This window comes from Glutamicibacter soli (genome assembly GCF_003309065.1).
Lineage (GTDB): Bacteria > Actinomycetota > Actinomycetes > Actinomycetales > Micrococcaceae > Glutamicibacter > Glutamicibacter soli.
Genome location: NZ_POAF01000001.1, coordinates 202281 through 228769, shown reverse-complemented (window position 1 = coordinate 228769; position 26489 = coordinate 202281). Strand labels below are relative to the sequence as shown.

Annotated in this window: 27 protein-coding genes; 15 read left to right on the top strand and 12 right to left on the bottom strand. The window is 63.9% G+C overall.

Annotated elements, in window-relative coordinates; genetic code table 11:
- Positions 1-18 precede the first annotated feature (18 nt).
- A complete protein-coding gene (locus C1H84_RS01085) occupies positions 19-1257 on the top strand; it encodes an MFS transporter (protein WP_244910774.1) in 1239 nt (412 codons plus the stop codon).
- 106 nt (positions 1258-1363) lie between these two features.
- Here C1H84_RS01085 and C1H84_RS01080 read toward each other — a convergent pair whose 3' ends face one another.
- Positions 1364-1567, bottom strand: a complete 204-nt coding sequence (locus C1H84_RS01080; RefSeq protein WP_013349123.1) for a cold-shock protein — start codon at positions 1565-1567, stop codon at positions 1364-1366.
- A 760-nt stretch (positions 1568-2327) separates the two neighbouring features.
- Entirely contained in the window at positions 2328-3287 is a 960-nt protein-coding gene (locus tag C1H84_RS01075; protein ID WP_113606322.1) for an NAD(P)/FAD-dependent oxidoreductase, read from the bottom strand.
- A gap of 72 nt (positions 3288-3359) precedes the next feature.
- Here C1H84_RS01075 and C1H84_RS01070 point away from each other — a divergent pair, with 72 nt between their 5' ends.
- Positions 3360-3935: a helix-turn-helix domain-containing protein gene (locus C1H84_RS01070; RefSeq protein ID WP_113606321.1), complete on the top strand. Its 576-nt coding sequence runs from the start codon at positions 3360-3362 to the stop codon at positions 3933-3935.
- A gap of 92 nt (positions 3936-4027) precedes the next feature.
- Positions 4028-4846, top strand: a complete 819-nt coding sequence (locus C1H84_RS01065) for a thioesterase family protein (RefSeq protein ID WP_047119235.1) — start codon at positions 4028-4030, stop codon at positions 4844-4846.
- On the opposite strand, the gene C1H84_RS01060 is transcribed toward C1H84_RS01065, so the two are convergent.
- Entirely contained in the window at positions 4843-5451 is a 609-nt protein-coding gene (locus C1H84_RS01060; RefSeq protein ID WP_244910773.1) for a uridine kinase family protein, read from the bottom strand. The two genes, C1H84_RS01065 and C1H84_RS01060, sit on opposite strands and share 4 nt — an antisense overlap.
- Positions 5452-5570: 119 nt before the next feature.
- Here C1H84_RS01060 and C1H84_RS01055 point away from each other — a divergent pair, with 119 nt between their 5' ends.
- The gene (locus tag C1H84_RS01055; protein WP_181728003.1) at positions 5571-6317 is read left to right on the top strand and encodes a lipoate--protein ligase family protein; all 747 of its coding nucleotides are present in this window, start codon (positions 5571-5573) and stop codon (positions 6315-6317) included.
- Between the two features lie 55 nt (positions 6318-6372).
- Here C1H84_RS01055 and C1H84_RS01050 read toward each other — a convergent pair whose 3' ends face one another.
- Positions 6373-6651 (bottom strand): mycoredoxin, encoded by a 279-nt coding sequence (locus C1H84_RS01050; RefSeq protein WP_113606318.1) that lies wholly within the window; start codon positions 6649-6651, stop codon positions 6373-6375.
- 3 nt (positions 6652-6654) lie between these two features.
- Positions 6655-6894, bottom strand: coding sequence for a hypothetical protein (locus tag C1H84_RS18160; protein WP_181728002.1), 240 nt, complete (start codon positions 6892-6894; stop codon positions 6655-6657).
- 226 nt (positions 6895-7120) lie between these two features.
- Here C1H84_RS18160 and C1H84_RS01045 point away from each other — a divergent pair, with 226 nt between their 5' ends.
- Positions 7121-8164, top strand: a complete 1044-nt coding sequence (locus C1H84_RS01045) for a S1C family serine protease (protein WP_181728001.1) — start codon at positions 7121-7123, stop codon at positions 8162-8164.
- 62 nt (positions 8165-8226) lie between these two features.
- A complete protein-coding gene (locus C1H84_RS01040) occupies positions 8227-8952 on the top strand; it encodes an SOS response-associated peptidase (RefSeq protein WP_113606316.1) in 726 nt (241 codons plus the stop codon).
- Here C1H84_RS01040 and C1H84_RS01035 read toward each other — a convergent pair.
- The 3 genes from C1H84_RS01035 to C1H84_RS01025 form a co-directional block, all read right to left on the bottom strand.
- Positions 8949-9485 carry a hypothetical protein gene (locus tag C1H84_RS01035; protein WP_113606315.1) on the bottom strand — a complete coding sequence of 179 codons (537 nt, stop codon included), beginning with the start codon at positions 9483-9485 and terminating at the stop codon, positions 8949-8951. The genes C1H84_RS01040 and C1H84_RS01035 overlap by 4 nt on opposite strands.
- Before the next feature lie 89 nt (positions 9486-9574).
- Positions 9575-10204: an MBL fold metallo-hydrolase gene (locus C1H84_RS01030; protein ID WP_113606314.1), complete on the bottom strand. Its 630-nt coding sequence runs from the start codon at positions 10202-10204 to the stop codon at positions 9575-9577.
- Entirely contained in the window at positions 10204-11289 is a 1086-nt protein-coding gene (locus tag C1H84_RS01025; protein WP_047119228.1) for an S-(hydroxymethyl)mycothiol dehydrogenase, read from the bottom strand. The genes C1H84_RS01030 and C1H84_RS01025 overlap by 1 nt, the downstream gene beginning before the upstream one ends.
- Before the next feature lie 253 nt (positions 11290-11542).
- Between C1H84_RS01025 and C1H84_RS01020 the strand changes: the two genes are divergently transcribed.
- From C1H84_RS01020 to C1H84_RS00995, 6 genes are all read left to right on the top strand, one after another.
- Positions 11543-12370 carry an aldo/keto reductase gene (locus tag C1H84_RS01020; protein WP_113606313.1) on the top strand — a complete coding sequence of 276 codons (828 nt, stop codon included), beginning with the start codon at positions 11543-11545 and terminating at the stop codon, positions 12368-12370.
- Positions 12371-12615: 245 nt separating this feature from the next.
- Positions 12616-13971: an MFS transporter gene (locus C1H84_RS01015; protein ID WP_047119226.1), complete on the top strand. Its 1356-nt coding sequence runs from the start codon at positions 12616-12618 to the stop codon at positions 13969-13971.
- Positions 13972-14166: 195 nt separating this feature from the next.
- Positions 14167-15027 (top strand): SDR family NAD(P)-dependent oxidoreductase, encoded by an 861-nt coding sequence (locus C1H84_RS01010; protein ID WP_113606312.1) that lies wholly within the window; start codon positions 14167-14169, stop codon positions 15025-15027.
- 49 nt (positions 15028-15076) lie between these two features.
- On the top strand, positions 15077-15580 hold the full coding sequence (locus tag C1H84_RS01005; RefSeq protein WP_113606311.1) for a nuclear transport factor 2 family protein: 504 nt from the start codon (positions 15077-15079) through the stop codon (positions 15578-15580).
- 220 nt (positions 15581-15800) lie between these two features.
- Positions 15801-16109, top strand: a complete 309-nt coding sequence (locus C1H84_RS01000) for a DUF6504 family protein (protein WP_202605475.1) — start codon at positions 15801-15803, stop codon at positions 16107-16109.
- A 33-nt stretch (positions 16110-16142) separates the two neighbouring features.
- Positions 16143-19601, top strand: coding sequence for a DNA polymerase III subunit alpha (locus C1H84_RS00995; protein ID WP_113606309.1), 3459 nt, complete (start codon positions 16143-16145; stop codon positions 19599-19601).
- A 30-nt stretch (positions 19602-19631) separates the two neighbouring features.
- Here the strand turns inward: C1H84_RS00995 and C1H84_RS00990 are convergent, their stop codons facing one another.
- The 4 genes from C1H84_RS00990 to C1H84_RS00980 all read right to left on the bottom strand — a co-directional run bounded on the left by C1H84_RS00990 (position 19632) and on the right by C1H84_RS00980 (position 22551).
- Positions 19632-20315, bottom strand: coding sequence for an HAD family hydrolase (locus C1H84_RS00990; RefSeq protein ID WP_113606308.1), 684 nt, complete (start codon positions 20313-20315; stop codon positions 19632-19634).
- A 48-nt stretch (positions 20316-20363) separates the two neighbouring features.
- Entirely contained in the window at positions 20364-20804 is a 441-nt protein-coding gene (locus tag C1H84_RS00985) for a VOC family protein (RefSeq protein WP_113606307.1), read from the bottom strand.
- 164 nt (positions 20805-20968) lie between these two features.
- A complete protein-coding gene (locus C1H84_RS18155; protein ID WP_181728000.1) occupies positions 20969-21145 on the bottom strand; it encodes a hypothetical protein in 177 nt (58 codons plus the stop codon).
- Positions 21142-22551: an MFS transporter gene (locus C1H84_RS00980; RefSeq protein ID WP_113606306.1), complete on the bottom strand. Its 1410-nt coding sequence runs from the start codon at positions 22549-22551 to the stop codon at positions 21142-21144. The genes C1H84_RS18155 and C1H84_RS00980 overlap by 4 nt, the downstream gene beginning before the upstream one ends.
- 79 nt (positions 22552-22630) lie before the next feature.
- Here C1H84_RS00980 and C1H84_RS00975 point away from each other — a divergent pair, with 79 nt between their 5' ends.
- The 3 genes from C1H84_RS00975 to C1H84_RS00965 all read left to right on the top strand — a co-directional run bounded on the left by C1H84_RS00975 (position 22631) and on the right by C1H84_RS00965 (position 25990).
- Positions 22631-23278, top strand: a complete 648-nt coding sequence (locus C1H84_RS00975) for a winged helix-turn-helix domain-containing protein (protein ID WP_082344767.1) — start codon at positions 22631-22633, stop codon at positions 23276-23278.
- A gap of 108 nt (positions 23279-23386) precedes the next feature.
- Positions 23387-25402 (top strand): threonine--tRNA ligase, encoded by a 2016-nt coding sequence (thrS, locus tag C1H84_RS00970; protein ID WP_113606305.1) that lies wholly within the window; start codon positions 23387-23389, stop codon positions 25400-25402.
- A 27-nt stretch (positions 25403-25429) separates the two neighbouring features.
- Positions 25430-25990 (top strand): HIT family protein, encoded by a 561-nt coding sequence (locus tag C1H84_RS00965; protein ID WP_053798199.1) that lies wholly within the window; start codon positions 25430-25432, stop codon positions 25988-25990.
- Positions 25991-26489: the final 499 nt, after the last annotated feature.

Below are 26489 nucleotides of genomic sequence, written 5' to 3'. Positions count from 1 at the left end.
GATGCCAGAGCCGAGCAGTTGAGCGAGCCTCAGATCCGCGCAATTCGCCGGCGGTCTATTTCAGTGCTCGCTCTGGGGCAGATACTGGGAGGGCTCGGCGGCGGCGCGACGATAACACTGGGTTCCCTGCTCATCGTTGATGTTTCGGGCCTCGACTCGCTGGCCGGCATGGCCGCGACCATGAACACCCTCGGTGCGGCGATCATGGCGATCCCATTGGCGATGCTGGCGCGCCGCTTTGGGCGCCGGATCTCGCTTTCCACCGGCGCCTTGATCGCGGTTCTCGGCTCGCTGCTGATCGTCACCTCGGCGATGCTTGATTTGGTGCCGCTGCTATTCCTCGGAATGCTGGTGCTGGGAACCGCTTCGGCGATGAACCTGCAATCGCGTTTCGCTGCGACCGACCTGTCGGACGAGAAGACCAGGGGCCGGGATTTGTCCTTGGTGGTGTGGACGACAACCATCGGTGCCGTGATCGGTCCGAACCTCTTCGCGCCAGGCGAAGTAGTGTCCACCGCATTGGGACTGCCCGCCTATACCGGAGGATTCTTGATTGCGATGGCGGCGCAGCTGGCTGGCATGAGCATTTACCTCCTTGGGCTGCGGCCGGACCCGATGAAGGTCGCCCTGCAGCAAAACAGCGGTAGCGTACCGGCTGTCGCGCGCCGTGGCGGGGGTTTCCATCTCCTGCGTGAGAGGCCTGCGGCTCGTCGGGCCGTGGTGACCGTTGCGCTGAGCCATGCCTACATGGTGGCGCTCATGTCCATGACCCCGGTGCACATGCAGCACCATGGGGCAACGCTGACGCTCATCGGATTCACCATTTCGCTTCACGTGCTGGGCATGTACGCGCTGTCGCCGCTCTTTGGCTGGCTGACCGACCGGGTCGGCGGGTCTCGTGTTGCCCTGATGGGGCAAGTCCTGCTGATCGGGTCGAGCCTCTTCGTCTGGTTCAACCCGGAGGACCACGTCATGGTGACTGTTGCCTTGGCGTTACTGGGCCTGGGCTGGTCCGCCTCTACGGTGGCGGGCTCGACCATGGTTTCGGCAGCTGCGCCGATTCACGAACGCACCAGTCTCCAGGGCACCAGCGACCTGCTGATGAACCTCGCCGGCGCACTGGGCGGCCTCAGCGCGGGGCCGCTGCTGGCGCTCTTCGGGTTCCACGGGTTGGCGCTGCTGCTGTTGGCTCTGGCAGTAGTCGTAATTTTCGCCAATCGCGATGCACTGAAGCCGAGCCAACGCGTGGCTCTCTAGACTGGTGCGAAACCCTCGGCTCGCTGAGCCGGGGGAATGAGCCCGAAAACGATAACGGCGTGGACTTCATCAAATGATGAAGTCCACGCCGTTATTTCAAAGACTCTTAGCGGGCCTGAATGTTGGTTGCCTGTGGGCCCTTTGGACCGGCTTCCAGGGTGTACTCAACGGTCTGGCCTTCTTCGAGGCTGCGGAATCCGAAGCTCTGGATAGCGCTGTAGTGTGCGAAGACGTCAGCCGATCCATCCGAAGGAGCGATGAAGCCGAAGCCCTTTTCAGCGTTGAACCATTTTACGGTGCCAGTGGCCATAGTGTTATTTCCTTATTATTGGTTGGCCACAGCGTGGCCTGAGTGCCGATCCGGAGATTCGAATCGGAAATTTTTGAGGTTACCTCGGGCAGTGCCATCCGAAACGATTCGCCTGCCGTCGATACGGGGGATCGATTACTGATTTTGCCGGTATCGGCCAAAAACGGATGTCGCTGCACTGGATTAGTTATCCGCGAGATTCCGGGAGAAGGACGGTAATGAACCAGCCCCATCGAAGTAGAACACGGAATCGGTTGTCATCGGACGCACTGATGCGTCTGGATAACCAGTTTGCAGTGAAGAAGAGAAGATGAAGAATTCGTTTCGGTTAGGAGCTGATCCGATCCAGGATCTGACCAGCCGATATGTGCTGCACAGACGATTTGTTGGCTGTGCTACAAATCCATACTGCTAACGCTTGCTGGCGGGTGAGTCACACCATCAAGCGCCGAGGTAACTCAATAACTCTACCATCTGGAGCCGAGGATGTCTTCGTGACCTTCCTAACGGACCGCTGGGACCGGAGCAGAGTGTGGTTGCTGGCGGTTACGGGCGGGTGTCAAGGCCTGTTCTGGCTGCGATCTCGATTGAACGCTCGTAATGAGATTTGGTGAAGTGCCCGGCAACTTCAGAGATTACTTGTTGGAAGAAGGAGCTATGAGCGGACTCGGCGATTTCCACGACTTTTCGTCGAGCAACTCGATCGTCAAAGGCCTTGCGATGGTTGCTCTGAGTGTAACCACCGCAAGACCTGTAGCCGTTAGGAGTGTATTTTGCTCGGCTCCGAATTAATGCTCGCCATGGCAAGGTCATTAATGCTCGCCATGGCAAGGTCTGCGTTGAGTGCCGCTCCAGCGATGGTGCCAGATGCAGCCGCGGCCATGACCATGGCGCCCAAGTTCACTGCGTTGCCAGCTGCGTAGACCCCGGGAATACCCGTTAGCCCCATTTCGCTTACCTGGATAAACGTGCCCAGAGGATGCTCTTGCAACCTGCCGCCGAGCTGCTGGTATAGGTCTGCATTGGCATTCATTCTGCTGGCTACAACGGCTGCTTGGGCCTTAACCAGATCGCCGTTGCTCAGCTCAACGCCTTCGAGCTGCCCGTCGCCGTCCACTCGAAGCTTCGCAATCCTGCGCTCCAGGATTGGCACACCCAGCTTTTCAAGTGTTGCCCGGTTTTCCTCGGAAAGAACATCTGGCTGGTGGTTGATGAATACCACGTGGCTGCTGAGTTGTGCGAATAGTAGGGCCTGGTGGGTGCTCATCGGGCCGACCCCCAAAACGGCGACTGCCTGATCCCGCACCTCCCATCCATGGCAGTACGCGCAGTGGATGGCGGAGATACCCCAGGCTTCGCGCAACCCTGGGATCTCTGCAAGGTTGTCGGTGAGTCCGGTGGCCAGCACGATGCGCGAGGCGGAGTACTCGCTGGCGCCGGTTTTGACGGTGAATCCGTTTTCGACGGATCCGGTCAGGCGCTCCGCCTCCTCGTGGACGATCCGTGCGCCGTAGTGTTCGGCTTCGCTTCGCCCGAGCTCCAATAGATACTGCGGGCTGATTCCTTCTTGGCCCAAGACGTTATGGGCGTGTGATGCGCGAGCATTTCGCGGCTGGTTCGTGTCGATAACTATAACCGTCCGGCGAGAACGCCCCAACGCTACGGCCGCTGCAAGTCCAGCGCCGCCACCGCCGATGATGATTGCGTCGTAGTGTTCCATTGCTGTGTCCTTTCGGGTGGTTGTGAACACTACCGTAGAGAGAAATTGCTTCTTCGGAGTATTGTTTTGCGTATGACGCAAGAACTTGATGTGGACAGCACGATTCGCCAGCGGATTCGCGCGCTGCGGCAAAGCCGGGGCTGGTCCTTGGAGTCCTTGGCAACCAAGGCGAAACTCAGCGTCTCAACACTGAGCCGCATCGAAACCGGCTCTCGGCGTATCGCCCTGGACCAGCTGGTGCCCATTGCCCGCGCCCTGGGCACCACGCTTGACGTATTGGTGGCGACGGCCGGGGAAGACGTCGTCATCAGGCCCGAGCCAGTTGACCTGCCGGGAATGACCATTTGGAAACTGACGAATGAGGACGCGGTCAACGGCGTGACGGTGTCGAAAATCCGCTACGACTCCGCGACCGCCCCGGCGCCCAGCGAGGCTAGGATCCATCAGGGCAAGGAATGGTTCACTGTGCTCTCCGGCGAAGTGCAGTTGAAGCTCGGCGAAAGAACCTACCACGTCGTCGCCGGGCAAGCGGCCCAATTCGACACGTTGACCCCGCACGTCATCTGGGCAGTGAACGGGGTTGCTGAAATTCTCAGCATCATGGATCACGAAGGCCGGCGAGCGCATCACGGTGATCGACCGAGCTGATCCGGGGTGGTGGATGATTTAGTGGTTTGTCTCACCCGTTCGATACGCTGGGATCAACGACACATCCGCGCGAACATGCCTGGAGGGCAGCAATGACGCATCAGCTCACCGAGGACCTGGACAAGATTCTTGCATCGGGGGACTTCTACTTCGAGTCGCTGGGCGAGGGGCGCTACCGTTCTTCGTGGCATGCCCAGGGTGCGTGGAATGCGCACGAGCAGCACATGGCGCCGGCTTCGGGGATCATGGCACATGAACTGGAGCAGTTCCAGCCTCGAAGCGACATGCGCATTGCGCGACTGAGCTTTGAAATCCATGGCCTGATCCATGCCGGCGAATTCGAGATCACCACGCGCATGGTGCGACCGGGCCGGACGATCGAATTGATCGAAGCCGAAATGAAGGCCAAGGGTCGGACGAGCATTGTTGCGCAGGCTTGGCGCGTGATTACCGGGGACTCCTCGGCTGTTGCGGGTGTTGAGGATGCACCGGTGGTTGGGCCGCAGGACTGCGAAGCGTTGGAGATTTCAAAGCTCTGGCCCGGGGGATACATCAAGTCCGTTGAAATGCGTGCCGCTGAGGGTCGCCGCAAGGGAAAGGGGCTTGCCTGGCTGCGCACTCCCTACGATCTGGTGGACGTCCACAATGCCTCGTCGATGTCCCGCCTGATTGGGCTTGTCGACACCGCCAATGGTGTCGCTCCGCGGGTGGAACCCGGCGCCGGCGAGTGGATGTTCCCGAACCTCGATCTGCAGATCCACATGTACCGTGCCCCGGCGGGAGAATGGCTGGGGCTGGAGGCACAGCAAAGCTACGGCACCGATGGCATTGGGCTGACCTCGACGGTTCTGCACGATGAAAGCGGGCCGTTCGGACGAGCAGAGCAGATCCTGACGGTCCGCTCGCGCTAGGAAACCGGGCTGAGGTTTGCCAGCAGCTTCTTGAGCTGGGGCTTCGGCATGATCGTGAATCCCTTGGCCCGGTAGTTTTCCCTGTCGGAGGCATGCGCCTTGAAGAGCGCATAGCCTCGCTTGATGAGGAACAGCAGCGGCTTGCGGCGCTGGGAGACGTCCCTGACGAAGCGGCGGATCGTCGTCAGCAGCGCCGGCTCGTCGACGTAGTAGGCCTGGACATCGATTCCCTGGGCGCGCAGCGGCTCGAGGATTTCCGAGAGGAAGATCCCTTCCGCGATGATGGGGCCGCCATTGCCGCAGATCTTTCGATGCCCGTCGTAGCTTGAGGTGGAGATGGAGTAGTTCGGCACCATGGTGCTGCCCGATTCCAATAGCTCGTTGACTGCCTTCAACGCTGCGTCCATGTTCCAGGTGCCCGGGTGGTCCCAGTCGACTTCTCCGTAGGGAGTGCGGGGGAATGCCTCGGGGTGCCCGTCTTCGGAAAGCTGGCGGTAGAACTCATCGAGTGGAAGATGCGGATTTCCAAACCGAGCTGCAAGGTATGACTTGCCTGAGCCTGAGGGTCCGCCGATGAGAATTACTGGTGTAGATGAAGAAGGCACACGACCAATTATGTCCTACTGCGCCCAACGCCCAGTAATTTTCACCCTCACCTCACCCAGCCGGTGACTGGGCGTCATACGTTCGAAGCGGCTTCGCCGGCTGAATTAGACTCATGACCATGACCTTGTGGAATCGCCAATCTGATGCTCCGTTGACCTTGCTGCGCGAGGAACCCAGCGGAGATCCCGGTGCTGATCTGGAGCGCGGGGTGCAGCTGTTGCGCGAAGTCCAGTCCGGTGAGCGCGGGCCGCTGCTGCGCCTGTACCGGCCCGACCCCACCTTGGCGTTCGGCCAGCGTGATGTTCGCCTCCCGGGCTTCGAGCTGGCCAGCCGGGCGGCCGAGAATCAGGGATTCGCGCCGCTGGTGCGGAAGGCGGGCGGCCGGGCGGCCGCGTACCATCGCGGCACCTTGATCGTTGACCATATCGAGCCGCAGGCCGAAGCGATCATGCACCAGCAGCAGCGGTTCGAGATTTTCGCCCGGCTCTATGCCGATGCATTCCGCAGGGTCGGGGTCCAAGCCGAGGTGGGGCCCATCGACGGCGAGTACTGCGTCGGGGACCATTCGGTGCACGGGGTCCCGGGGCCGGGCTCTGCGATCGGGCATGCGGTCAAGCTGGTGGGCACCGCGCAGCGGGTGATTTCCGGAGCTTGGCTGTTCTCCAGCGTTTTCGTGGTGGAGAACTCTGAGCCGTTGCGACGCGTGCTGGATGCCGTCTATGGTGCCATGGAAGTCCCGATGAACCCCGAGACGGTGGGTGCAGGTGATGACCTGATGCCCGGGCTCTCAACCGAAACGTTTATCGAGGCGCTGCTGGCCGAATACCGGGAGCATGTCACCATCCCGGGGTGGACGGCCGGTTAAACACGAAGTTCCCGGAACCGCGGCGGGTTCCGGGAACTATGCATTTAAGGCGGACTTACGCTCCGACGCGCTCGACGACTTCCTCGATGCGCGGGTTGGTGGCGGCGGTGCCGTCCGGGAAGATCAGGGTCGGGACGGTCTGGTTGCCGTTGTTGAACGACTCGACGATTTCCGCGGTGCCCTCGACCTCTTCGATGTTCACCTCGGTGTAGGCCACGCCCTTCTGGTCCATCAGGCGCTTCAGATTGCGGCAGTAGCCGCACCAGCTGGTGGTGAACATGGTGACTCCGCCAGCGGCAGGAACGTACTTCTGAAGATTCAATTCGTTGCTCATACTTCATGTAACCATGTGTGCCACGATTTTCTTCCCTGTGGCTTGGTTCTTTCCAAGTGCTACTCGAGTACGTTCGGACCCGCCCGAACCGTTGTCGAGAGGTGAAGGCTCGGGATAGTCTAGCCCCAATTCGGACAGTGGTTGTCTTGGAGAATCAAGCTGGGCGAAGGCGGCGAATTCCATGAGCAGCATCAAGGATTGTGGCAAGAAATTCGGCACGGCTATTGCGGGGGCGTCGCTCATGCTTGCACTTTCTGGCTGCGTAACCATCAACACTCCCGAGGCGCAGCCCTCGGCAGGAGCCACGGAGCCCAGTAGCCAGTCACCAACAACCCGCCCGCCCTCAAACCCGCCAGTTGTGCCGCATACCCCCACTGCAACGGCTACGCCAAGCCAGGGATGGGACTCGCTGACAGCTTCCTCCCGCTCCGGGATAGCGCATATTGGGACCGGGCATTGCGAGGAGGGTATGTCTACCGGTACCGGTTTCCTGGTCGACGACGACCTGGTGGTTACCGCGGCGCACGTTGTGGATCAGGCCAGCTCGCTGCAGGTTCGTGTGGATGATGCGCTCCACGGGGCGATGGTGGTGGGTGCGGACCCGATCATTGATATCGCTTTGTTGAAGCTGGCCAAGGACTCAGACGGCCACATTTTTGAGTTGTCGGACGATGCCCCAAACATTGGAACCGAAGTCGGGGTGCTTGGCTTTCCGCTCAGTCTTGAAGTAGAGGATGCCGTCAAGTCGAATAACGACCTGAGCCTGACCACTGGCAAGATCAGCAGTGTCAATCAAGGGACTCCATGGTCCGAAGCTGAGGTCGAATCCATATTGAAGACCGACGCGGCCATGAATAGCGGCAACTCGGGTGGGCCGGTGCTGGACACCAAGGGCAACGTGGTGGGCATGGCCATAGCTGTGCAGCGCGAAGGACGCGGTGTAAGTGTCGAGGGCACTGGCTTCGCAGTGACATCCCAGCGTATTAATCGCGCCGTCAAACAGTGGGAAGACCGAGCAGACTTCATGCCGTTGCAAAGCTGCGCAGGTTCTGATGCCCCAACCGGCTTTGTGCTGACCCCGGAAGTGAGCAGCGAGCACGAGCAGGCGATCTATGTCGCCGAACTTTTCGGGGCGTTCGGCCAAGGAATCAATTCCGGAAACTACGAAGCGTCCTTTGAATTGATGACTCCGGAAATGCAGGAGCGCATGGGCAGCGTGCAGGACTGGGCCGCAGGTCTGTCAACAACCGTCTGGGCCTACGTGGATGTGTACGACATCGAGGGCAAGGACACCCTGAGTGTGGGTGTGGAATTGTGGACCGTGCAGGAGGCGGCTTACGCGCCTGCCGGGACCGAACAGGTCTGTTCCATCTGGGACAACCAGTACACGTTGAAGAGCGACGAGATCGGGTGGATGATCGATTCGGTCAAGCTCAACCGCGAACCAATCGAGTGCACCAGAGACATGCTTGAAGACAAGCTCCGTGACCAAGCACCGGAATTCTTCGGGTAACCAGCAGGCCGGCCGTGCAGTACCCTTAGTGCCAAGGAAACCAACATCTCAAGGGGGACTCCATGTGCGGACGCTACGTCATGGCCAAGGCCATTGGCGACCTGGTTGCCGAGGCTGAAGCGGAGGCGGACGCCAACCTGGAGCTTCGCCAGTCGTGGAACGTCGCGCCGACCACCGATGTCCCGGTGGTGCTCGAGCGGATGATCGACGGACAGCTGCATCGCCAGGTCCACGTGGCCCGCTGGGGCCTGGTTCCGGGCTGGGCCAAGGAGCTGTCGGTGGGGGTGCGCGCCTTCAACGCGCGCAGCGAAACCGCTTCCTCCAAGCCGACGTTCCGTTCGGCGGTCAAGAAGCGCCGGGCCGCGGTTCCCGTGCAGGGCTACTACGAGTGGAAGAAGGAAGGCAGCAAGAAGCGTCCCTTCTTTGTGCACCGCGATGACGGCAAGCTGATCTTCTTCGCGGGGCTGTATGAATGGTGGAAAGACGAGGACGGAAGCTGGATCCTGTCCACCTCGATCATGACCATGGATTCGCCCTCGAGCGAAGAGCCGGGAGTACTCGGCGAGCTAGCCGGGCTCCACGACCGCCTGCCGATTCCGCTGGATCGGGACATGATGGCCCGCTGGCTGGATCCGGAACAGGAGGACGGCGAAGGGCTGATCGAGCAGATCCGGTCCGAGGCATTCGATGTGGCTTCAACTTGGACCATGCACGAGGTGGATCCCGCGGTGGGAAACGTGCGCAACGACGGTCCGGAGCTGATCGAACCGCATCGTTCGCTGTTCTAGGAGTCCACGTGCCGAGCCGGTGCTCCTGCGTGCAGCCCGATGCCCAAGCCGAAGGCACCAAGGCCCAGCGCGCTAAGCAGCTTGCCGAGAATCTGTGTCCAGGTCACCCAGGGGGCGGGGGAGAACGCGCTGTTGCTGAGCGGCGCGTAGGCGAACCAGCCGAAGCTCCTGACCTGCAGTGCATCCCAGATCAGCAGGCCGGTTCCGCCAGCCAGCACCAGCAGCCCGGTGAGCCAGATGATACGCGTGGTGAGTAGATGTTTTCTGCTTTTCAGCATGCGGCGCCCCAGGATCAGTCCCAGGCTCAGGCATAGCGCCCCGAATCCGAAGGCCAGCAGCAGCTCGCCGGAGACCTGCAGCATCGAGGGGCCAATGGAAAAGGTGTCGACCGATTGCGGTTCGCTGCTGCCGGAATAGAGCAGGTATTCGGCCTGGCTGTCGCGCCAGAGCAGCACGCTGCCAGCCAGGATGAACAGTGTTCCGATCCAGCCGGGGATTTTCGCTGAGCGCACGCGGGCAGAAGATTCAGGCATGTACTCATCATTTCACACGAAAGCCCAAGCCGGGAGGGAAATTCTCATTCCTTCCGGGCCTGGGCTCCGCGTTGCGCTCCGCTGTGGGGCTAGTGACCGCGGGCGATCCACTCATCCAGGTTCGGCGCTTCGTCGCCGATGGTGGTGGCGGCGCCGTGGCCGGTGTTGACCACGGTTTCCGCCGGCAGGGTCAGCAGCTTGGAGCGGATCGAGTCGATGATCGTCTCGAAGCTCGAGTAGCTGCGGCCGGTGGCACCGGGGCCGCCGTTGAACAGGGTGTCGCCGCTGAACAGCACGCCCAGGTCCTCCGAGTAGAAGCAGGTGGAACCCGGCGAGTGCCCCGGAGTGTGCAGGGCGGTCAGCGTGGTCCCGGCGACGGTGAAGCTGTCGCCTTCGTGGATTTCCGCGTCGATGTCGCGCTCCGGGTACACCGCGTCCCAGAGCATCTGGTCTTCGGGGTTCAGGAACAGCGGGGCGTCGACCTCGTCGGAGAACTGCGCGGCGGCGCGGATGTGGTCGTCGTGCCCGTGGGTGAGCAGCACCGCCATCACCTCGCGCTTGCCGATGGCCTCGCGGATGGCCTGCGAGTCGTGGGCCGGGTCGATCACGATGACCTCGGCGTCGTCCCCGATGAGCCAGACGTTGTTGTCCACCTCCCAGGTGCCGCCGTCCAGGCTGAAGGTGCCGGAGGTGACGATGTTCTCGATGCGCGCGGCCACTAGATTTCCACCACCGATCGCAGCACGGTGCCCTCGTGCATCTTGTCGAAGGCCGCCTCGACGTCGTTGATGCCGATGCGCTCGGTGACGAAGGAATCCAGGTCCAGGCGGCCGAGCTTGTACTGCTGGACCAGCATCGGGAAGTCGTGGCTCGGCAGGCAGTCGCCGTACCAGGAGCTCTTCAGCGAACCGCCGCGGCCGAAGACGTCCAGCAGCGGCAGCTCAAGGGTCATCTCCGGGGTCGGCACGCCCACCAGCACCACGCGCCCGGCCAGGTCGCGGGCGTAGAAGGCCTGCTTGTAGGTTTCCGGGCGGCCCACCGCGTCGATGACCACGTCGGCGCCGAAGCCGCCGGTGAGCTCCTGGATCGCGGTGACCGCGTCCACCTGGGCGGAGTTCACGGTGTGGGTGGCGCCGAAGCGCTTGGCGGTTTCCAGCTTGTCCTGGTTGACGTCCACCGCGATGATGGTGGTAGCCCCGGCCAGCTGGGCGCCGGCGATGGCCGCCGAGCCCACGCCGCCGCAGCCGATGACCGCCACGGATTCCCCGCGCTTGATCTCTCCGGTGTTGATGGCCGCGCCGATGCCGGCCATGATGCCGCAGCCCAGCAGGCCCACGGCCGCCGGATCAGCGTCCTCGTCCACGATGGTGCACTGCCCGGAGTGGACCAGGGTCTTTTCGGCGAAGGATCCGATGCCCAGCGCAGGGGACAGTTCGGTGCCGTCTTCCAGGGTCATCTTCTGGGTGGCGTTGAAGGTGTTGAAGCAGTACTTCGGCTCGCCCTTGGCGCAGGCGCGGCACTGGCCACAGACCGCGCGCCAGTTCAGGATGACGCGGTCGCCGACCTTGACGTTGGTGACGTTCTCGCCGATCTGGCTGACCACCGCAGTGGACTCGTGGCCCAGCAGGTAGGGGTAGTCGTCACCAATGCCGCCGAGCTTGTAGTGCAGGTCGGTATGGCACACGCCGGTGGTCAGCACGTCGACCACGACCTCTCCCGGTCCCGGATCCGGAACGATGATGTCGACAACCTCGACCGGGGCGTCTTTGGCGCGGGAAATGACCGCTTTGACCTTGTGGGACATGTCAGTGAGCTCCTTGTGGTGGATTGTGCTTCTGACCCGATGCTATCGGTGCGGCAGACGGGAATCTAGGAGCCGCGCGCCAAATGACCAAGTGTGGCGCGGGATGGATGCGCTGTGCGGCCGATTCGCCGATTGTCCCGGAATCCTACATAGTCGCTGACGTGTTTAGTCGTGGACTTTTGCGCGGCGGCCGCTTAATACTTGAATGGATTAGCCAAGGCGATAAGCGCAGGTCAGGGACGAGGGAGCAGGAATGCAGGAACAGCACACGATCGAGTTGGCGCCGGGGTTGCGGATTCCGGCCATCGGGCTGGGCACCTGGCCGCTGACCGGCGAGGAAGCGGCTGATGCGGTGGCCCGGGCGCTGGGCAACGGCTACCGCCACGTGGACACCGCGGCGAACTACGGCAACGAGCAGGCGGTCGGCGAGGGCATCGCGCGGGCCGGGGTGCGGCGCGAGACGCTGTGGGTGACCAGCAAGTTCAACAAGGAGGACCACTCGCGCGACGGCGTGGCCGCCGCCTACGAGCGCGCCTGCGAGCTGATGGGGCTGGATTACCTGGACTTGTATCTGGTGCACTGGCCCAACCCGCAGCAGGGTGCCTATGTCGAGGCCTGCCACGGGCTGGAGGAACTGGTACAGGCAGGGAAGCTGCGCGCCTGGGGCGTGTCCAACTTCAAGCCGGCGCACCTGCAGGCCGTCTACGACGCGGGGCTGCGCCCGGCGCTGAACCAGGTGCAGGTCGACCCCGAACACCTGCAGCGCGGGCAGCTTCAGGCCCATGCCCAGCGCCAGCTCGTCACCGCCGCCTACAGCCCGCTGGGCCGTGCCGGGGATTTCCTGTCGCATCTGGCGATCACCGAAGCGGCGGAGCAGTATGGCAAGACCCCGGCGCAAATCGTGCTGCGCTGGCACCTTGATTCGGGACGCGTCGCGGTGCCCAAGTCCGCCAGCGATGTGCGGCAGCGCGAGAACCTTGATGTTTTCGACTTCTCCCTGACCGGGCAGCAGCTGGCGGCGATCGATGCGCTGGATACCGGTGCCGGCCCGCGCCTGGATGCGGATTCCTTCGGCCACTAACCTCCCTCGCGCAGACCAGGGGCGCCCCTCGGGGCGGCCCTTTGCCGCGTTAACGGGGCCTGCACACGGCAAATCGCCGTTGACCTGCAAGGCACCGAGCGCCTGCGGGAGATTTTCGGATCGGCGAATTTTCTTTGAAATTTCCCTAGGTGTTGCGGATCACACAGGAGTACACTCAAGTGTGCGCAAAACGTACCACTGTTCGGATAGCGTGCACATCGGTTCTTGTTACTTGGAGGTTCCCCATGGCGATTGACCAGAGCAGCGCAGTTGTCGGTACAGATCTCTCGCGTGTCGAGCAGAGCTACCGGATGAAGCGGGCGAAGAAAGCGGCGCTGGCCGCGTTCCTCGGAGGCATGCTGGAGTACTACGACTTCTTCATCTATGCGACCGCCGCGTCGCTGATCTTCTCGCATATCTTCTTCCCGGCGGGGGATCCCACGATTACCCTCATGGCCTCGTTCGCCACCTTCGGCGTCGCCTACGTGGCCCGCCCATTCGGGGCCATCGTGTTCGGCCACCTGGGCGACCGACTGGGGCGTAAGAACACGCTGGTGCTGACCCTGATGCTGATGGGAGGGTCGACCTTCGCGATCGGCCTGCTGCCGAACTTCGCGCAGGCCGGCTACCTGGCCCCGGCCCTGCTGGTGTCCCTGCGGCTGGTCCAGGGCCTGTCCGCCGGCGCAGAGACGGCGGGGTCCTCGACCCTGACCATGGAGGAATCCCCGGTGGGGCGGCGCGGGTTCTTCCCGTCCTTCGCCATGAGCGGGATCTCGGCGGGCATCGTGCTGGCCTCGCTGGCATTCATCCCGGTCGCCGCGATGGAGGAAACCGCCAGGATGTCGTGGGGCTGGCGTGTTCCCTTCCTGCTCTCGGTGGTCGTCATGATCGTGGCCATGCTGGTGCGCCGCTCGCTCGAGGAGCCTGAAGTCTTCGAGGACGAGGTCAAGGCGCAGGCCGGCGACGCCAAGGAGAAGCTGCCGTTCCTGCTGATGCTCAAGACCCACCCGGCGCAGTTCTTCCAGGTCTCGCTGATGTCCTTCCAATGCGTCACCAACACCCTGATGCAGGCCTTCGGCCTGGCCTACGCGGTCAGCGTGGGCATCCCCGCGGCCACCATGCTGGTGGTCAGCATCGTGGGCAACGTGCTGGCGATCTTCACTCAGCCGCTGAGCGCCTACCTCTCGGACCGGTTCGGCCGCCGCCCGATCTTCATCACGGGCATCCTGTCTTCCGGCGTGCTGATCTGGGTGTACTTCTGGGCGATCTCCACCTCCAACATCGCGCTGGTCTTCCTGCTGAGCATCGCGATCACCGCCGGCAGCTACGCGGTGTCCAACGCGATCTACCCGGCCTGGTTCTCCGAGCTGTTCCACGTCAAGGTCCGCTACTCGGGTGTCGCCATCGGCCTGCAGGTGGGCATCCTGTGCGCCGGGTTCACCCCGATGATCGCCACCGTGCTTGTCGGCGGGATCCCTGCCAACTACGGCCCGGCGGCCTGGATCGTTGCCGGATCCTCCATCGTGGCGGCCATCGGAGCCATCTGGGCCCGCGAAACCTTCAAGACCCCGCTGCACGAGCTGGGCAACCGGGTGGAGTAGAACCTCCGTCTCCTGCCAAGGGCCCGGAATCCGCTGGTCGTCGACCGGCTGGTTCCGGGCCTTCGTGCCGCCGGGGCGGCGCGGCGGCCCGTCCCGTTCAGCGGGACGGGCGGATTTCGGCGGCGCGCGGGCGGGATGTAATCGAGCCACGAGCGCCCGGGACCTCGAGCGCGCCAGAATCACGGGAGGAAATCGATGACCCAGAAAACCCGACGCGTCGCAGTTGTCACTGGAGCCAGCCGCGGGGCGGGCAAGGGGATCGCGCTGGCGCTGGGCGAAGCCGGGGCCAAGGTCTATGTCACCGGGCGTACCACCACCGAAGGCGAGGCCCCGCTGCCGGGGACCGTTTTCGCCACCGCCGAGGAGATCACCGCCCGTGGCGGGATCGGCGTGCCGGTGGTGCTCGACCACACCGACGACACCCAGGTGAAGGCGCTTTTTGAACGCATCGCCGCCGAAGACGGGGCCATCGACATCCTGGTCAACAACGCCTACGCGGTCCCGGCGGAGCTGACGCTCACCGGAGCGTTCTGGGAGAAGTCCTTGGACCTGCTTCAGGTGTTCAACGTCGGGCTGCGCTCCAGCTACGTCGCCAGCTACTACGCTGCGCCGCTGCTGATCGCCGGTGGCGGGCTGGTGGTGAACACCTCCTCCTTCGGCGGAACCTGCTACATGCACGGACCGGCCTACGGGGCCGGCAAGGCCGCCGTGGACAAGATGGCCAGCGACATGGCCGTGGACTTCAAGCCGCACGGCGTCGCCGTCATCTCCCTGTGGATGGGGATGCTGAAGACCGAGCGCACCCTGGCCGAGCTGGCGAAAAGCCCGGAGCAGTACGGGGACCTGGAAGCCACCGTCGAATCCCCGGAATTCCCCGGCCGGGTCATCGACGCGCTGCACCGCGACCCGCAGTTGATGCAGCGCAGCGGCCAGGTGCTGATCGCCGCGGAAGTGGCCGCGGAACTGGGGGTGCAGGACGTGAACGGTGCGCAGCCGGTCTCCCACCGCCCCATGCTTGGAAACCCGCCGGTGTTTTCCGACGCAGTCATCGGCTAATTCGCCAACGGACTATCCGCTCGACACGACTTTTTCAGGAGAACAATCCATGGATTTGGAACAACGCCTTGCCGCGCTGGAAGCGATCGAAGAGATCAAGGCGCTAAAGCACCGCTACTGGCGCGCCTGCGACGGCAAGGACCCGCAGGGATTCCGCGACTGCTTCATCAAACGCGGCGCGATCATCGACTACGGCCCCATGGGCGCCTTCGACGACGTGGAGCCGATGGCCGAGATCTTTACCCAGGTGGCGCTGGCGAAGGTCGACGGGAAGCCCGTGATCTTCGACATGCACCACGGCATGCACCCGGACATCACGCTGATTAGCCCCACCACCGCCCGGGGACGCTGGACGCTGCGCTTCCGCCAGATCAACCTGGCCGAACGCACCGAGTACCTGAAGACCGGCGAATACGACGACGAATACGTGCTGGTGGACGGCCAGTGGAAGATGTCCGCCTGCCGCTTCACCGACACCTGGTCGATGACCCGCGCGCTTGATGAGAGCGCGCAGATCGTAGAGGGCGAGTTCCTGGAGGTTCCGGCACCCTAGCGGCGCCCGTCGAAGGCCCGGGGCCGAGCGGATCATCCGTTCGACCTCCGGGCCTTTGCCGTACCTTCCTCGGCAGCGCCGCGAGCGGTGAACTGATCAAAAAAATTGTTCACGAAACCGGGCCCGCGCCAAACTGTCGGCCGGGCTGACTAGTGTAGCTACCGATCGAACACATGTTCGAATAGAATGAATTTGTTGAGTAAGGAGCGCACACGTGGGCATGTTCACCGAGCCGATTGAGGTCACCCGCGCAGCGAACGGAATACCGCTGCGCGTCACCTGGCGAGGGAAAGACTACCGCCTGGTGGCTGAACCCGAACGTTGGTTCGAACGCCGCAAATGGTGGGAGGAGAACATGAGAATCCCGCGTGGACTAGGGGCAGGAGTGGCCGATTATGAGATGTGGCGACTGCAACTGGCCGACTCCTCGGGCCGTTCGGAGCCGTTCAGCATCGATGTCAGCTTCGATGCGCAGAGCACCCGCTGGCGCCTGGTCCGCCTGCACGAGCAGCATGCCCGCAGCGCCTGAGGCGGCACTCGAATACATGTTCGAGGCGATGGCATGAGCTTCACGCACCTGAATGTCGCTTCCTCCTACAGCGCCCACTACGGGGTCTCCACCCCGCCCCAGCTGGCCGCCGCCGCGCACGCCATGGGCGCCGAAGCGCTGGCCCTCACCGACCGCGACGGGCTCTACGGGGCGGTCAAGCACGTAGCCGCCTGCATGGAACACGGGCTACAACCCTTGCTGGGCGTGAACCTGGCACTGCTCGACACCCCGGGCCATGCAGCTGGCCGGGTCATCCTGCTGGCCCGCGGGCACAGCAACGGAGCAGGCTACGCGGCCCTATGCCGCAGCATCAGCCAAGCCCACCAGGCGCCCCGCGGCATTCCCGGGTTGACCCGGCGCCAGCTCGCCCACCGGGTGGCCTCCGGAAACCTCATGCTGCTGGTCGGCGGGGAATCCGACGTGGCCCGGGCGCTGGCCCGCGGGCAGTACGCCAAGGCCCGCGCACTGCTGGCCGACTGGAAAAAGCTGGCAGGCCCCATGCTGCGCGTGGAAATCACCACCCATCTGTCCACCCCCGGATCCCGCTACAACCTCGGGGAAGCCGGCAGGATGCTGCGCTACGCCGAGGAACTGGGCCTAAAGGCGGTGCTGAGCAACGCCGTGCGCTACGCCGACCCCGACGGCGCGGTCACCGCCGACCTCCTGGACTCCGCTCGCACCCTGAACAGCCTGAGTGAAATGGACTCCTGCCAGCCCAACGGGCAGGGCTGGCTCAAGTCCCCGCAGGAGATGCGCCAGCTGGCCTCCGAAATCGCCCGCGCCACCGAGCGCGGCTGGATGCGCAAGCTGCTGCGGGAAACCGAGGCCGTCGCCAACTTCGCCGCCCTGGACCCCGCCGGCGACTTGGGCTGGAAAAAACCTGTCATCCCCGAAGCCTCGGTGCTGGGCCTACACCGCCCGGCCATGCAGGAGCTGACCGAACGCGTCTACGCCGCCGTGCCCCGGCTGCTGCCCAACGAGACGAAGCACACCGTCGAGCAGCGGCTGTCCCTGGAACTCGGGGTCATCAACCGGCTGGACTTCGCCGGCTACTTCCTCACCGTCGCCGAAACCGTCAAGCTCATCACCGGGCTGGGGGTGCGCGTGGCGGCCCGCGGCTCCGGCGCCTCCTCGCTGGTCAACTACCTGCTGGGCATCAGCCAGGTCAACCCGCTGGCCCACGACCTGGTCTTCGAACGCTTCCTCTCCGACACCCGCACCACCCTGCCGGACATCGACATCGACGTGGAATCAGCCCGCCGCCACGAGATCTATCGCAAGATCTTCGCCAGCTTCGGCGAAGAACGCGTGAGCCTGATGAGCATGCAGAACGCCTACCGGGCCCGCGGAGCGGTCCGCGATGCCGGAGCCGCCCTGGGCCTGGAGGACGGGCAGGTGGACGGCATCGCCAAGCAGCTGTGGCGTTTTTCCGCCTCCTCCTTCCGCGAAGCGCTCGCCGAGAAGCCGGAGCTGGGCGAACTGGCCGAACGCCTCACCGAGGACTCCCAGCTGGACATCCTGATCGACGCCACCGAACGCCTGGACCGGCTGCCGCGGCACATCTCCATGCACCCGTGCGGCGTGATCCTCTCCGACGCCTCGCTGCTGGACCGCACCCCGGTCCAGCCCTCGGGCATCGCCCTGCCGATGAGCCAGTTCGACAAGCACGACATGGACCTCATGGGGCTGATCAAGCTCGACGTGCTCGGGGTGCGCATGCAGTCGGCCATCGCCTACACCCTTCAGGAGATCGCGCGCCTGCACCCCGATGCGGCCGCGGTCGCCCGCGCCGGGGGACACGCCACCACCAGCTATATCGACCCGGCCGGTCATATCGACCTGGCCCGGGTCCCGCTGGATGACGCCCCCACCTTCGAACTGATCCGCTCCACCCACACCCTGGGCTGCTTCCAGATCGAATCCCCGGGCCAGCGCGAGCTGATCGGCAAGCTCGCCCCCGCCGAATTCAACGACCTGATCATCGATATCTCGCTGTTCCGCCCCGGCCCCATGCAGTCCAACATGGTCAAGCCCTACCTGGAGCACCGCCACGGCTTCGCCCCCGAACAGTACCTGCACCAGGAACTCAAGCCCGCGCTGGCCGAAACCCACGGGGTAGTGGTCTTCCACGAACAGGTGCTGCGCATCCTGGACACCATGACCGGCTGCGGCCTGGGCATGGCGGATGTCTACCGCCGCCACCTGGGCAACCCCGCCCAGGAACCGGCGGTCGAAAAATACTTCCGCGCCAGCGCCGCCGCCAAGGGCTACACCCCGGAAACCATCGACAAGGTCTGGACGGTGCTGGCGGGCTTCGGCTCCTTCGGCTTCTGCAAGGCCCATGGGGCCGCCTTCGCCGTACCCACCTACCACTCGGCCTGGCTCAAGGCCCACCACCCCGAAGCCTTCCTCGCCGGCATCTGGGAGCACGACCCGGGCATGTACCCCAAGCGACTGCTGGTCTCCGAGGCCCGGCGCATGGGCATCCCCATCCTGCCGCTGGACATCAACCGCTCCACCGGGCACTACCGAGTCGAACGAATCTTCGAATACGCTCCTGCCGCGGCCCCCGCCGTGCCCCGCGCGCCCGGAACCCTGCGCCCCGGACGCTATGGTGTCCGCCTGGCCTTCCGCGACATCCACCAGATGAGCGAACGAGAGGTCGAACGCCTGGTCGCCGGGCAGCCCTACGAGCACCTGGCCGACGTGCGCGACCGCGCCGGCCTGTCCCGGCGCACCTACCAGAACCTCGCGGCCCTGGGTGTCTTCGACTCCCTGCTCACCGGCACCAGCCGGGCGGACACCATCGCCCACACCCAGTCCATGGCCCGCACCAGCCTGCCGGCCAAATACCGGCCCGGCCCCGGCCAGCTCACCCTCGACCTCGGGCAGATCGAACACATCAATAACACCGGAGCGCAGCTGGAACCGGCCGAGATCATCCGCACCGAACTGGACCTCATGCACCTGGACGCCAGCGAACACCTCATCACCTCCTACCGGCAACGCCTGGCCCACCTGCCGATCACCCAGGCCATCGAGCTGCTGCACCTGCGCAACGGCACCGAGGTGCTGGTCGCCGGGGTCCGCGTGGCCACCCAGACCCCGCCCATGCGCGGAGGCAAACGCGTCGTGTTCATCTCCGTGGACGACGGCACCGGCTGTATCGACGCCACCTTCTTCGACGACACCCAGCAACGCACCGGATCGCTGCTGTTCTCCACCCGCATGCTGCTCATCCACGGCATCACCCGGCGCACCGGACCCCGCGGCATCTCGCTGCAGGCGCTGAACGCCTGGGACCTGCACCAGCCCGAAACCCTGCCCGCCGCCGGATACCTGGACTCCGCAGCCCGCCCGCGCCCCAGCTACCGGCCCAAGCTCGGACAGAGCCCCACCGAAACCGTCGGAGAACTCGCCCGCCGCATGAACGCCGAAGGCCTGGACCAGCGCGGAGCGCAAAACATGTAGGGGGAGCTTCAGGTGAGGGGGATCAGGTCGTCAGGATCCGCGTACCATGCCGGGCAGCAGCGCGAGCGAAACCGGTTCCCGGCCAGACTCTGGTGCGCCGACATAGAACGCGCGCATCCCGACCGCTTGCGGACCCTGGATGTCCGCATCCCAGTTATCTCCCACGAACACCGCATCCTGCGCAGTGATCCCGTGCGCGTCCAACACCAACTGGAAGATCTGCCGGTGCGGTTTGCGCCACCCCAGCTCTATTGAGGTGAAGACCCTGTCGAAGTACGCGTCCAACTGCAGCTCGCGCAGCAGCCGCGGCACCAACGCCGCATCATGGGTATTGCTCACCACGCTCAGCACATGATCTGCGCAGAGATTCTGCAAGCACGTCCGGACACCAGTTGCGGGGGCAACCTGAGCGCTCCATACGGCAAGATACTCCCGCACCAGGCGGGCAAGCTCATTCTCGGCTACGGGCGGAGAACCGAGCAGCTCCCAATAGCGCCGGGCGATCTGAAGCATCGAACACTCACGCCCGGAGCGGTGCGCCGTCGAATCCAGCTCATCCCATGCGCGAGTCCACAACGCATCGGCCTCTGCCTGGCCCACCCGAACCGAAGCCCTGCGCGCAAATTCCAGCGGAGCGTTGAACGCGCTCGGCAGGATCGACGGGTCATAACGCACCAAGGTGCCAAAGAAATCAAAATAAACGTGCGAGGGCATAGGTTCATCTTCCCCCGCACTGGAAAGAACCAGGTAAACGTGAACCCGCTACACCGAGGACACGTGGCCGTCCGCATCAATGACAAATGACGGATTGTGCACAAAATCCCAGCGGAACCCGTCAGGATCGGCCACGCAGGCGCTCATCCCGCCCCACGGCTGCACGGTAGGAGCCGTAACGGACTGGGCCCCGGCATCAAGCGCTCGCCGGTAGAGCTGTTCAACTTCCGCATCGGTGTGCACATTGTGCCCCAGCGAAACAGGGGGAGCCTTCTCGCCGTGCCCGATGTCGCCATACTCGTTGGGCATCTGCGTAATGTCCCACAAGGCCAGCATCAAGGAATGCCCGGCGCGGACAAAGGCAATCTCCGGATGGGCTGGCTGCACCAGCTCGAAACCCAGTCCCTCGGTATAGAACCTGGTTGAAACACCGACATCACGCACGCCGAGGGTGATCGCGCTGATGGTCGGCGGGGCCGACTTGTTCATATGACCAGCCTAGGGTGCGTTGACCTCGAATGATAGAGGCAGAGCAACCCCTGTCATTACCCTGACAGGGATTGCTCTGCCTGACCATGCCTTACCTGCGGAATGTGCAAGCAGCTGCGCCATGGAAACCTGATAAGAACGATTGCCGAATTCCGACGTAGCCCTTACAGATAGATCCATTGCTCATTGCGCGGCGAAGACAAATAGCGCTCACGCTGGGCACGGAACTCTTGATCGATACTGCGCGGCGCGTGATGGTTGCGCTGTTCACTGCTGGGGATGCGGCGCAAGCCAAGCCTCCCGGCAGAAACTGACGACCTTGATGCTGGATGGTTTTTCATGCTCGGTTCTCCTTAGCCTGCGGCAGCTCGCCCTCTGTAGACACCACGTCTGCAGATTCCCTCGCCTCCGCTTCGATCTGAGAATTTGCGCTCGCCGGTTCGCTGGTCCAGTGATCCGGGTGCGGGATGCCGCGCACGTGCCGTGAGCACCAGGCGGCGACGGTTGCAACGATCACCAGGGAGCTGAAGAACAGCAAGGTCGGCCCCATGCCCAACCACTGAAGGCCGAGCCCGGTGAGAAACGGCGCCAGCGGCAAAGCCGACAGGGCCATGAACAAGATCAGGGAGTTGGCGCGTCCTGCCATCTCCCTCGGCACCACTGCCATGAAATAGCCTCCGACCGACGCGTTTAGCGCCGGAACACTCAGGTAGGCGATCAGCAGCATGGCGCCCAGCCAGATTAGGTTCGTGTTGAACCCCATGAGCAGCATCGCGCCGCCCAGAACGCTCAAGCAGCTGCAGGCCAGCACTCCGGTCCGGAACTTCTCGATCAGGCGTCCGGCGAACAGCGAGCCGGCGAACATGCCCAGCCCCATGAATGTGGATACCAGGCCGATCACCCAGGGGGCTTCGCCGCGTTGCTGCAGTCCGTAGATCAACGTCGTGTTCAGCCCGTTGGTTCCGATATTGATGACGGTGATCAGGATCAGCAGGCTGCGCAGCTGCGGCCTGGCGAAACACCACCGCATGCCTGCCGCGATGCCGGGGGAGACCGCTGCGCTGCCGGCAGGGGAGTTTTCTACGGGCTTGGAGTCGGCTTCAGCTGCGCGCAACGGCCCGCGCAGTGCGAACCCCGAGGCGGCTGCGAGTAGCTGCAGGAAACTGACGGCAAGCAGGGCAAATGCCGCGCCCAGTCCGAGCAGGAGTCCGCCCAGCGGGGCGGCTCCCAGCATGAGCACCGAATCGCGCCCCTGGTTTGCGGCCATGGCTCGTCCCAGTTGCTTGGGATGGACCACGTCCTTCAGCGCGGCATTCGTGACAGTGCCGAAGTAGCCTCCGCGCAGTTCCATGAGCACGTGGGAGACGCACAGCACTGCGGCGCTCAGCGACCCGCTGATGCTGGCCACTGCCAGTGCCGAGGTGAGCGCTGCACCGCAAATCCCTCCGAGGAGCATCATGCGCGCCCGGTCGGAACAGTCGGCCACGGAGCCGCCAAGCAGCGTCAGGCTTGCCCGCGCGGCCAGGCCCACGGCTGCCAGCGTGCCTGCCTGCACCGGCGAACCGGTCAATGCCAGCAGGATCAGCGGCAGCACGAAGGCGTAGATACCACCGGCTAGCAGGGCCGTGGTGTCGGCAACCCACCAGATGCGGTAGCTGCGCTGGTGGCGCAACGCCGGCAGCCGCTGTGCGCCGGCGCCGGCGTCGGCCGTCTGCAACTGAAGCAGGGGAGTCTGGTCCGTGGTCATGCACCAACCATAAACCCGCAAATAAAGTTGCGCAATAGAACTTGCGCAATTTTATTTGAGCAATTGTTATGCTGAATCCATGACTCAAGCACAGTCGAACGTCACGTTCACCACGCCCATGCTCAAGGCCATGGCCAACCCGCTGCGCCGGCAGATCTTCGACGCGCTGGCTGCCATGCGCACCGGGCGCGCCTCGGATATCGGCGAGCTGCTGGGTCTTGCCCCGAACAAGGTCAGTTTCCACCTGCGCGAGCTGGCCAAAGCGGAGATGATCGAGGAGGCTCCCGAGCTGGCGCGCGACAAACGCGACCGCGTCTGGCGCCCGGCCGCCACCGGCTACACCACTGGCCAGCCCGCAGACCGCACCGAGGACGGGTCGGCCACTGCCATGAACGCCTACCTCGGGCAGGTCATTCACGACGAGCAGCGTCGCCTCGAGGCCACCTTGGCCCACGCCCAGCGCTGGTACGACAGCGGCGAGGCCAGGGCTGACCTGGCGCAGCTGAGCACCAGCAACCTGATGCTCACCGAGGACGAGCGCCAAGAGCTGCAGCGCCGGTTGGATGCGGTGATCCCGGCCTTCCGCGAGGATCAGAAGAACGGGAAGATCGCCAGCTCGCAACCGGTCTCCGAACGCAAGCTGTGGCACTATTCGGGGCTGTTGTCGGCCGATGAGCTGTTGAACGGGTCACACTCGGGCGGACAAACGGCACAAAAGCCGAAGTGAACCGGTTGCGCAGCGCAATGCTGAACTAAACTGGGTTCTGGCTGGCTGTGGCCAAGGTATGCCACAAGCTATGAAGCCATCACAGATTGAAAGGTAGAACCCGATCTCATGAGCGAGCAGCTGACTCTCACCATCGACGGCGAGCAGGTACAGGTGGACGCGGGAACGACCGGTTTGCAGTTCTTCGCCAAGGACAAAGACGTTGTAGTCATGCACGTCGACGGCGTACTGCGAGACCTGTCCCGCGAACTCGAAGCCGGAACCACTGTCACCCAGGTAACCATCGCCGATCCTGAGGGTCTGGAGGTGTTGCGCCACTCGACCGCCCACGTGATGGCCCAGGCGGTGCAGCAGCTGCGTCCCGATGCCAAGCTCGGCATCGGCCCGTACATCACCGACGGCTTCTACTTCGACTTCGATGTCGCTGAGCCGTTCACTCCCGAAGATCTGAAGCAGCTGGAAAAGATGATGCTCAAGATCGTCAACCAGAACCAGCTCTTCTCCCGCCGCGAGGTCTCCCCTCAGGAGGCCAAGGCCGAGATGGCCAACGAGCCGTACAAGTGCGAGCTGCTGGCCAAGGCTGATTCGGCCGACACCTCCGGCGAGGGCGTGACCGTCGAGGTCGCCGCCGGCGAAACCACCATCTACGACAATGTGGACCGCAAGTCCGGCGAAACGCTCTGGAAGGACCTGTGCCGGGGCCCGCACCTGCCGAACACCAAGCTGATCAAGAACGCCTTCTCGCTGACCCGTTCGGCCGCCGCCTACTGGCTGGGCAGTGAAAAGAACAAGCAGCTGCAGCGCATCTACGGCACCGCCTGGCCGACCAAGGAGGACCTCAAGGCCTACCAGGAGCGCCTGGCCGAGGCCGAGCGCCGCGACCACCGCAAGCTGGGCGCCGAGCTGGATCTGTTCTCCTTCCCTGACGAGCTGGGCTCCGGCCTGCCGGTGTTCCACCCCAAGGGCGGCATCATCAAGCGCGAGATGGAAGACTACGTGCGCGACCGCCACGTGGAAGAGGGCTTCCAGTACGTGGGCACCCCGCACATCTCCAAGGACGGGCTGTTCCACACCTCGGGCCACCTGCCGTACTACGCGGACACCATGTTCCCGGCGCTGCACATCGATGAAGAGCGCGATGAAGACGGCAACATCACCAAGCAGGGCCAGGAATACCGCCTGAAGGCCATGAACTGCCCGATGCACAACCTGATCTTCCGCGGCCGCGGACGTTCCTACCGCGAACTGCCGCTGCGCCTGTTCGAGTTCGGCCACGTCTACCGCTACGAGAAGTCCGGTGTGGTCCACGGCCTGACCCGCGTGCGCGGTTTCGCCCAGGACGACTCGCACTCCTACGTCACCAAGGAGCAGGCCCCCTCCGAGGTCGAGCACCTGCTGAACTTCATGCTGTCCCTGCTCAAGGACTTCGGCATGGACGACTTCTACCTGGAGCTGTCCACCCGCGATCCGGAGTCGGACAAGTTCATCGGCTCCGACGAGCAGTGGGAGGAAGCCACCGCGGTGCTGGAGCGCGTTGCCACCGAAACCGGCGTCGAACTGGTCGCCGATCCGGGCGGCGCCGCGTTCTACGGCCCGAAGATCTCGGTCCAGGCCAAGGACGCCATCGGCCGCACCTGGCAGATGGGCACCGTGCAGTACGACTTCAACCAGCCGGCACGTTTCGGCCTGGAGTACCAGGCAGCCGACGGCTCCCGCCAGGAGCCGGTGATGATCCACGCCGCCAAGTTCGGCTCGATCGAACGCTTCCTGGGTGTGCTCACCGAGCACTACGCCGGCGCCTTCCCGGCCTGGCTTGCCCCGGTGCAGGTTCGCGCCATCCCGGTGGCCGAGGCCTTCAACGACTACCTCGCCGAGGTCGTCGCGAAGCTCAAGGCTCAGGGTGTGCGTGTGGAGCTGGATGACTCCTCGGACCGCTTCCCGAAGAAGATCCGCAACGCGTCCAAGGAAAAGATCCCGTTCGTGCTCATCGCCGGCGGCGAGGATGCCGAAGCCAACGCGGTTTCCTTCCGCTTCCGTGACGGCAGCCAGGACAACCAGGTTCCTGTCGACGAGGCGGTTGCCCGCATCGTCGAAGTCATCAAGAGCCGCGACAACAACAACTAAGCACACCGGAATAGGGAGTCCACCAGCATGCAGTATCCGCAGGACGCACAGGTCACCGACGACTTCGAACTCGCCGGCGTGCCCGACTCGTTCCAACGCTTGTGGACTCCCTACCGGATGGCCTACATCAAGGGCGGCCAGGATCAAGTCAAGGACGAGGCGAGCTGCCCCTTCTGCGCCGGTCCGCACCGCACCGACAGTGAGGCGCTGATCGTGCACCGCGGGGAAACCTGCTTCGTGATCCTGAACCTGTTCCCGTACAACCCGGGCCACCTGCTGATCTGCCCGTACCGCCACGTGCCGAACTACACCGACATCACGCTGGAGGAGACCGCTGAAATGGCGGCCCTGGCGCAGAAGTCGATGCGTGTGCTGCGCGCGGTGTCCAACCCGGCCGGCTTCAACCTGGGCATGAACCAGGGCGAGGCAGGGGGAGCTGGCATCGCCGCGCACCTGCACCAGCACGTGGTGCCGCGCTGGAACGGCGACGGGAACTTCTTCCCGATCATCGCCCGCACCAAGGCGATCCCGCAGACCCTCGGCGAGGTGCGCGAAGCCATCGCCGCCGCCTGGCTGGAGGTCGAATAGGCCGAAGGCCGGCTGCAAGCAGGCCTGCAACGTTGAATGAGCGCGCCGCGGCCCGAGAGTGAAATCCCTCGGACCGCGGCGCGCTTTTTGCTGCCCGACAACCGGGGCGCGAGTGATCGACGCCGGATGGAGGGGTGATCGAGTTCGGCAAGTCGGTGCGTGGACGCGGCGAGCCCTGGGGCTTGGCGGATCCACGGGGCGGCGCATCCTGCAGGGACTGGGAAGCGCGCCGGCGAACCGTCGAATTCCGCCAAAATCAAGGGAAAATGACCTCACCGCGTAGCGTCTGCCGCGCTCTTGCGCCCCGGGTGATCCGGGCCAGCTGCGAAAGTCCGCGTGGTTTCGGATCTTCACGACACACAGTTGAACGGTGTTCAAGAAAACTCCGACATGGGTGTACGGTGTGTAATCAATACACATTGAACACCGTTCAAGGAAGCTGTGGCGGGTAAAAACTCGCGCCCCCGCAGCGCTCCGGAACGGGTTCGCGATCGAAAGG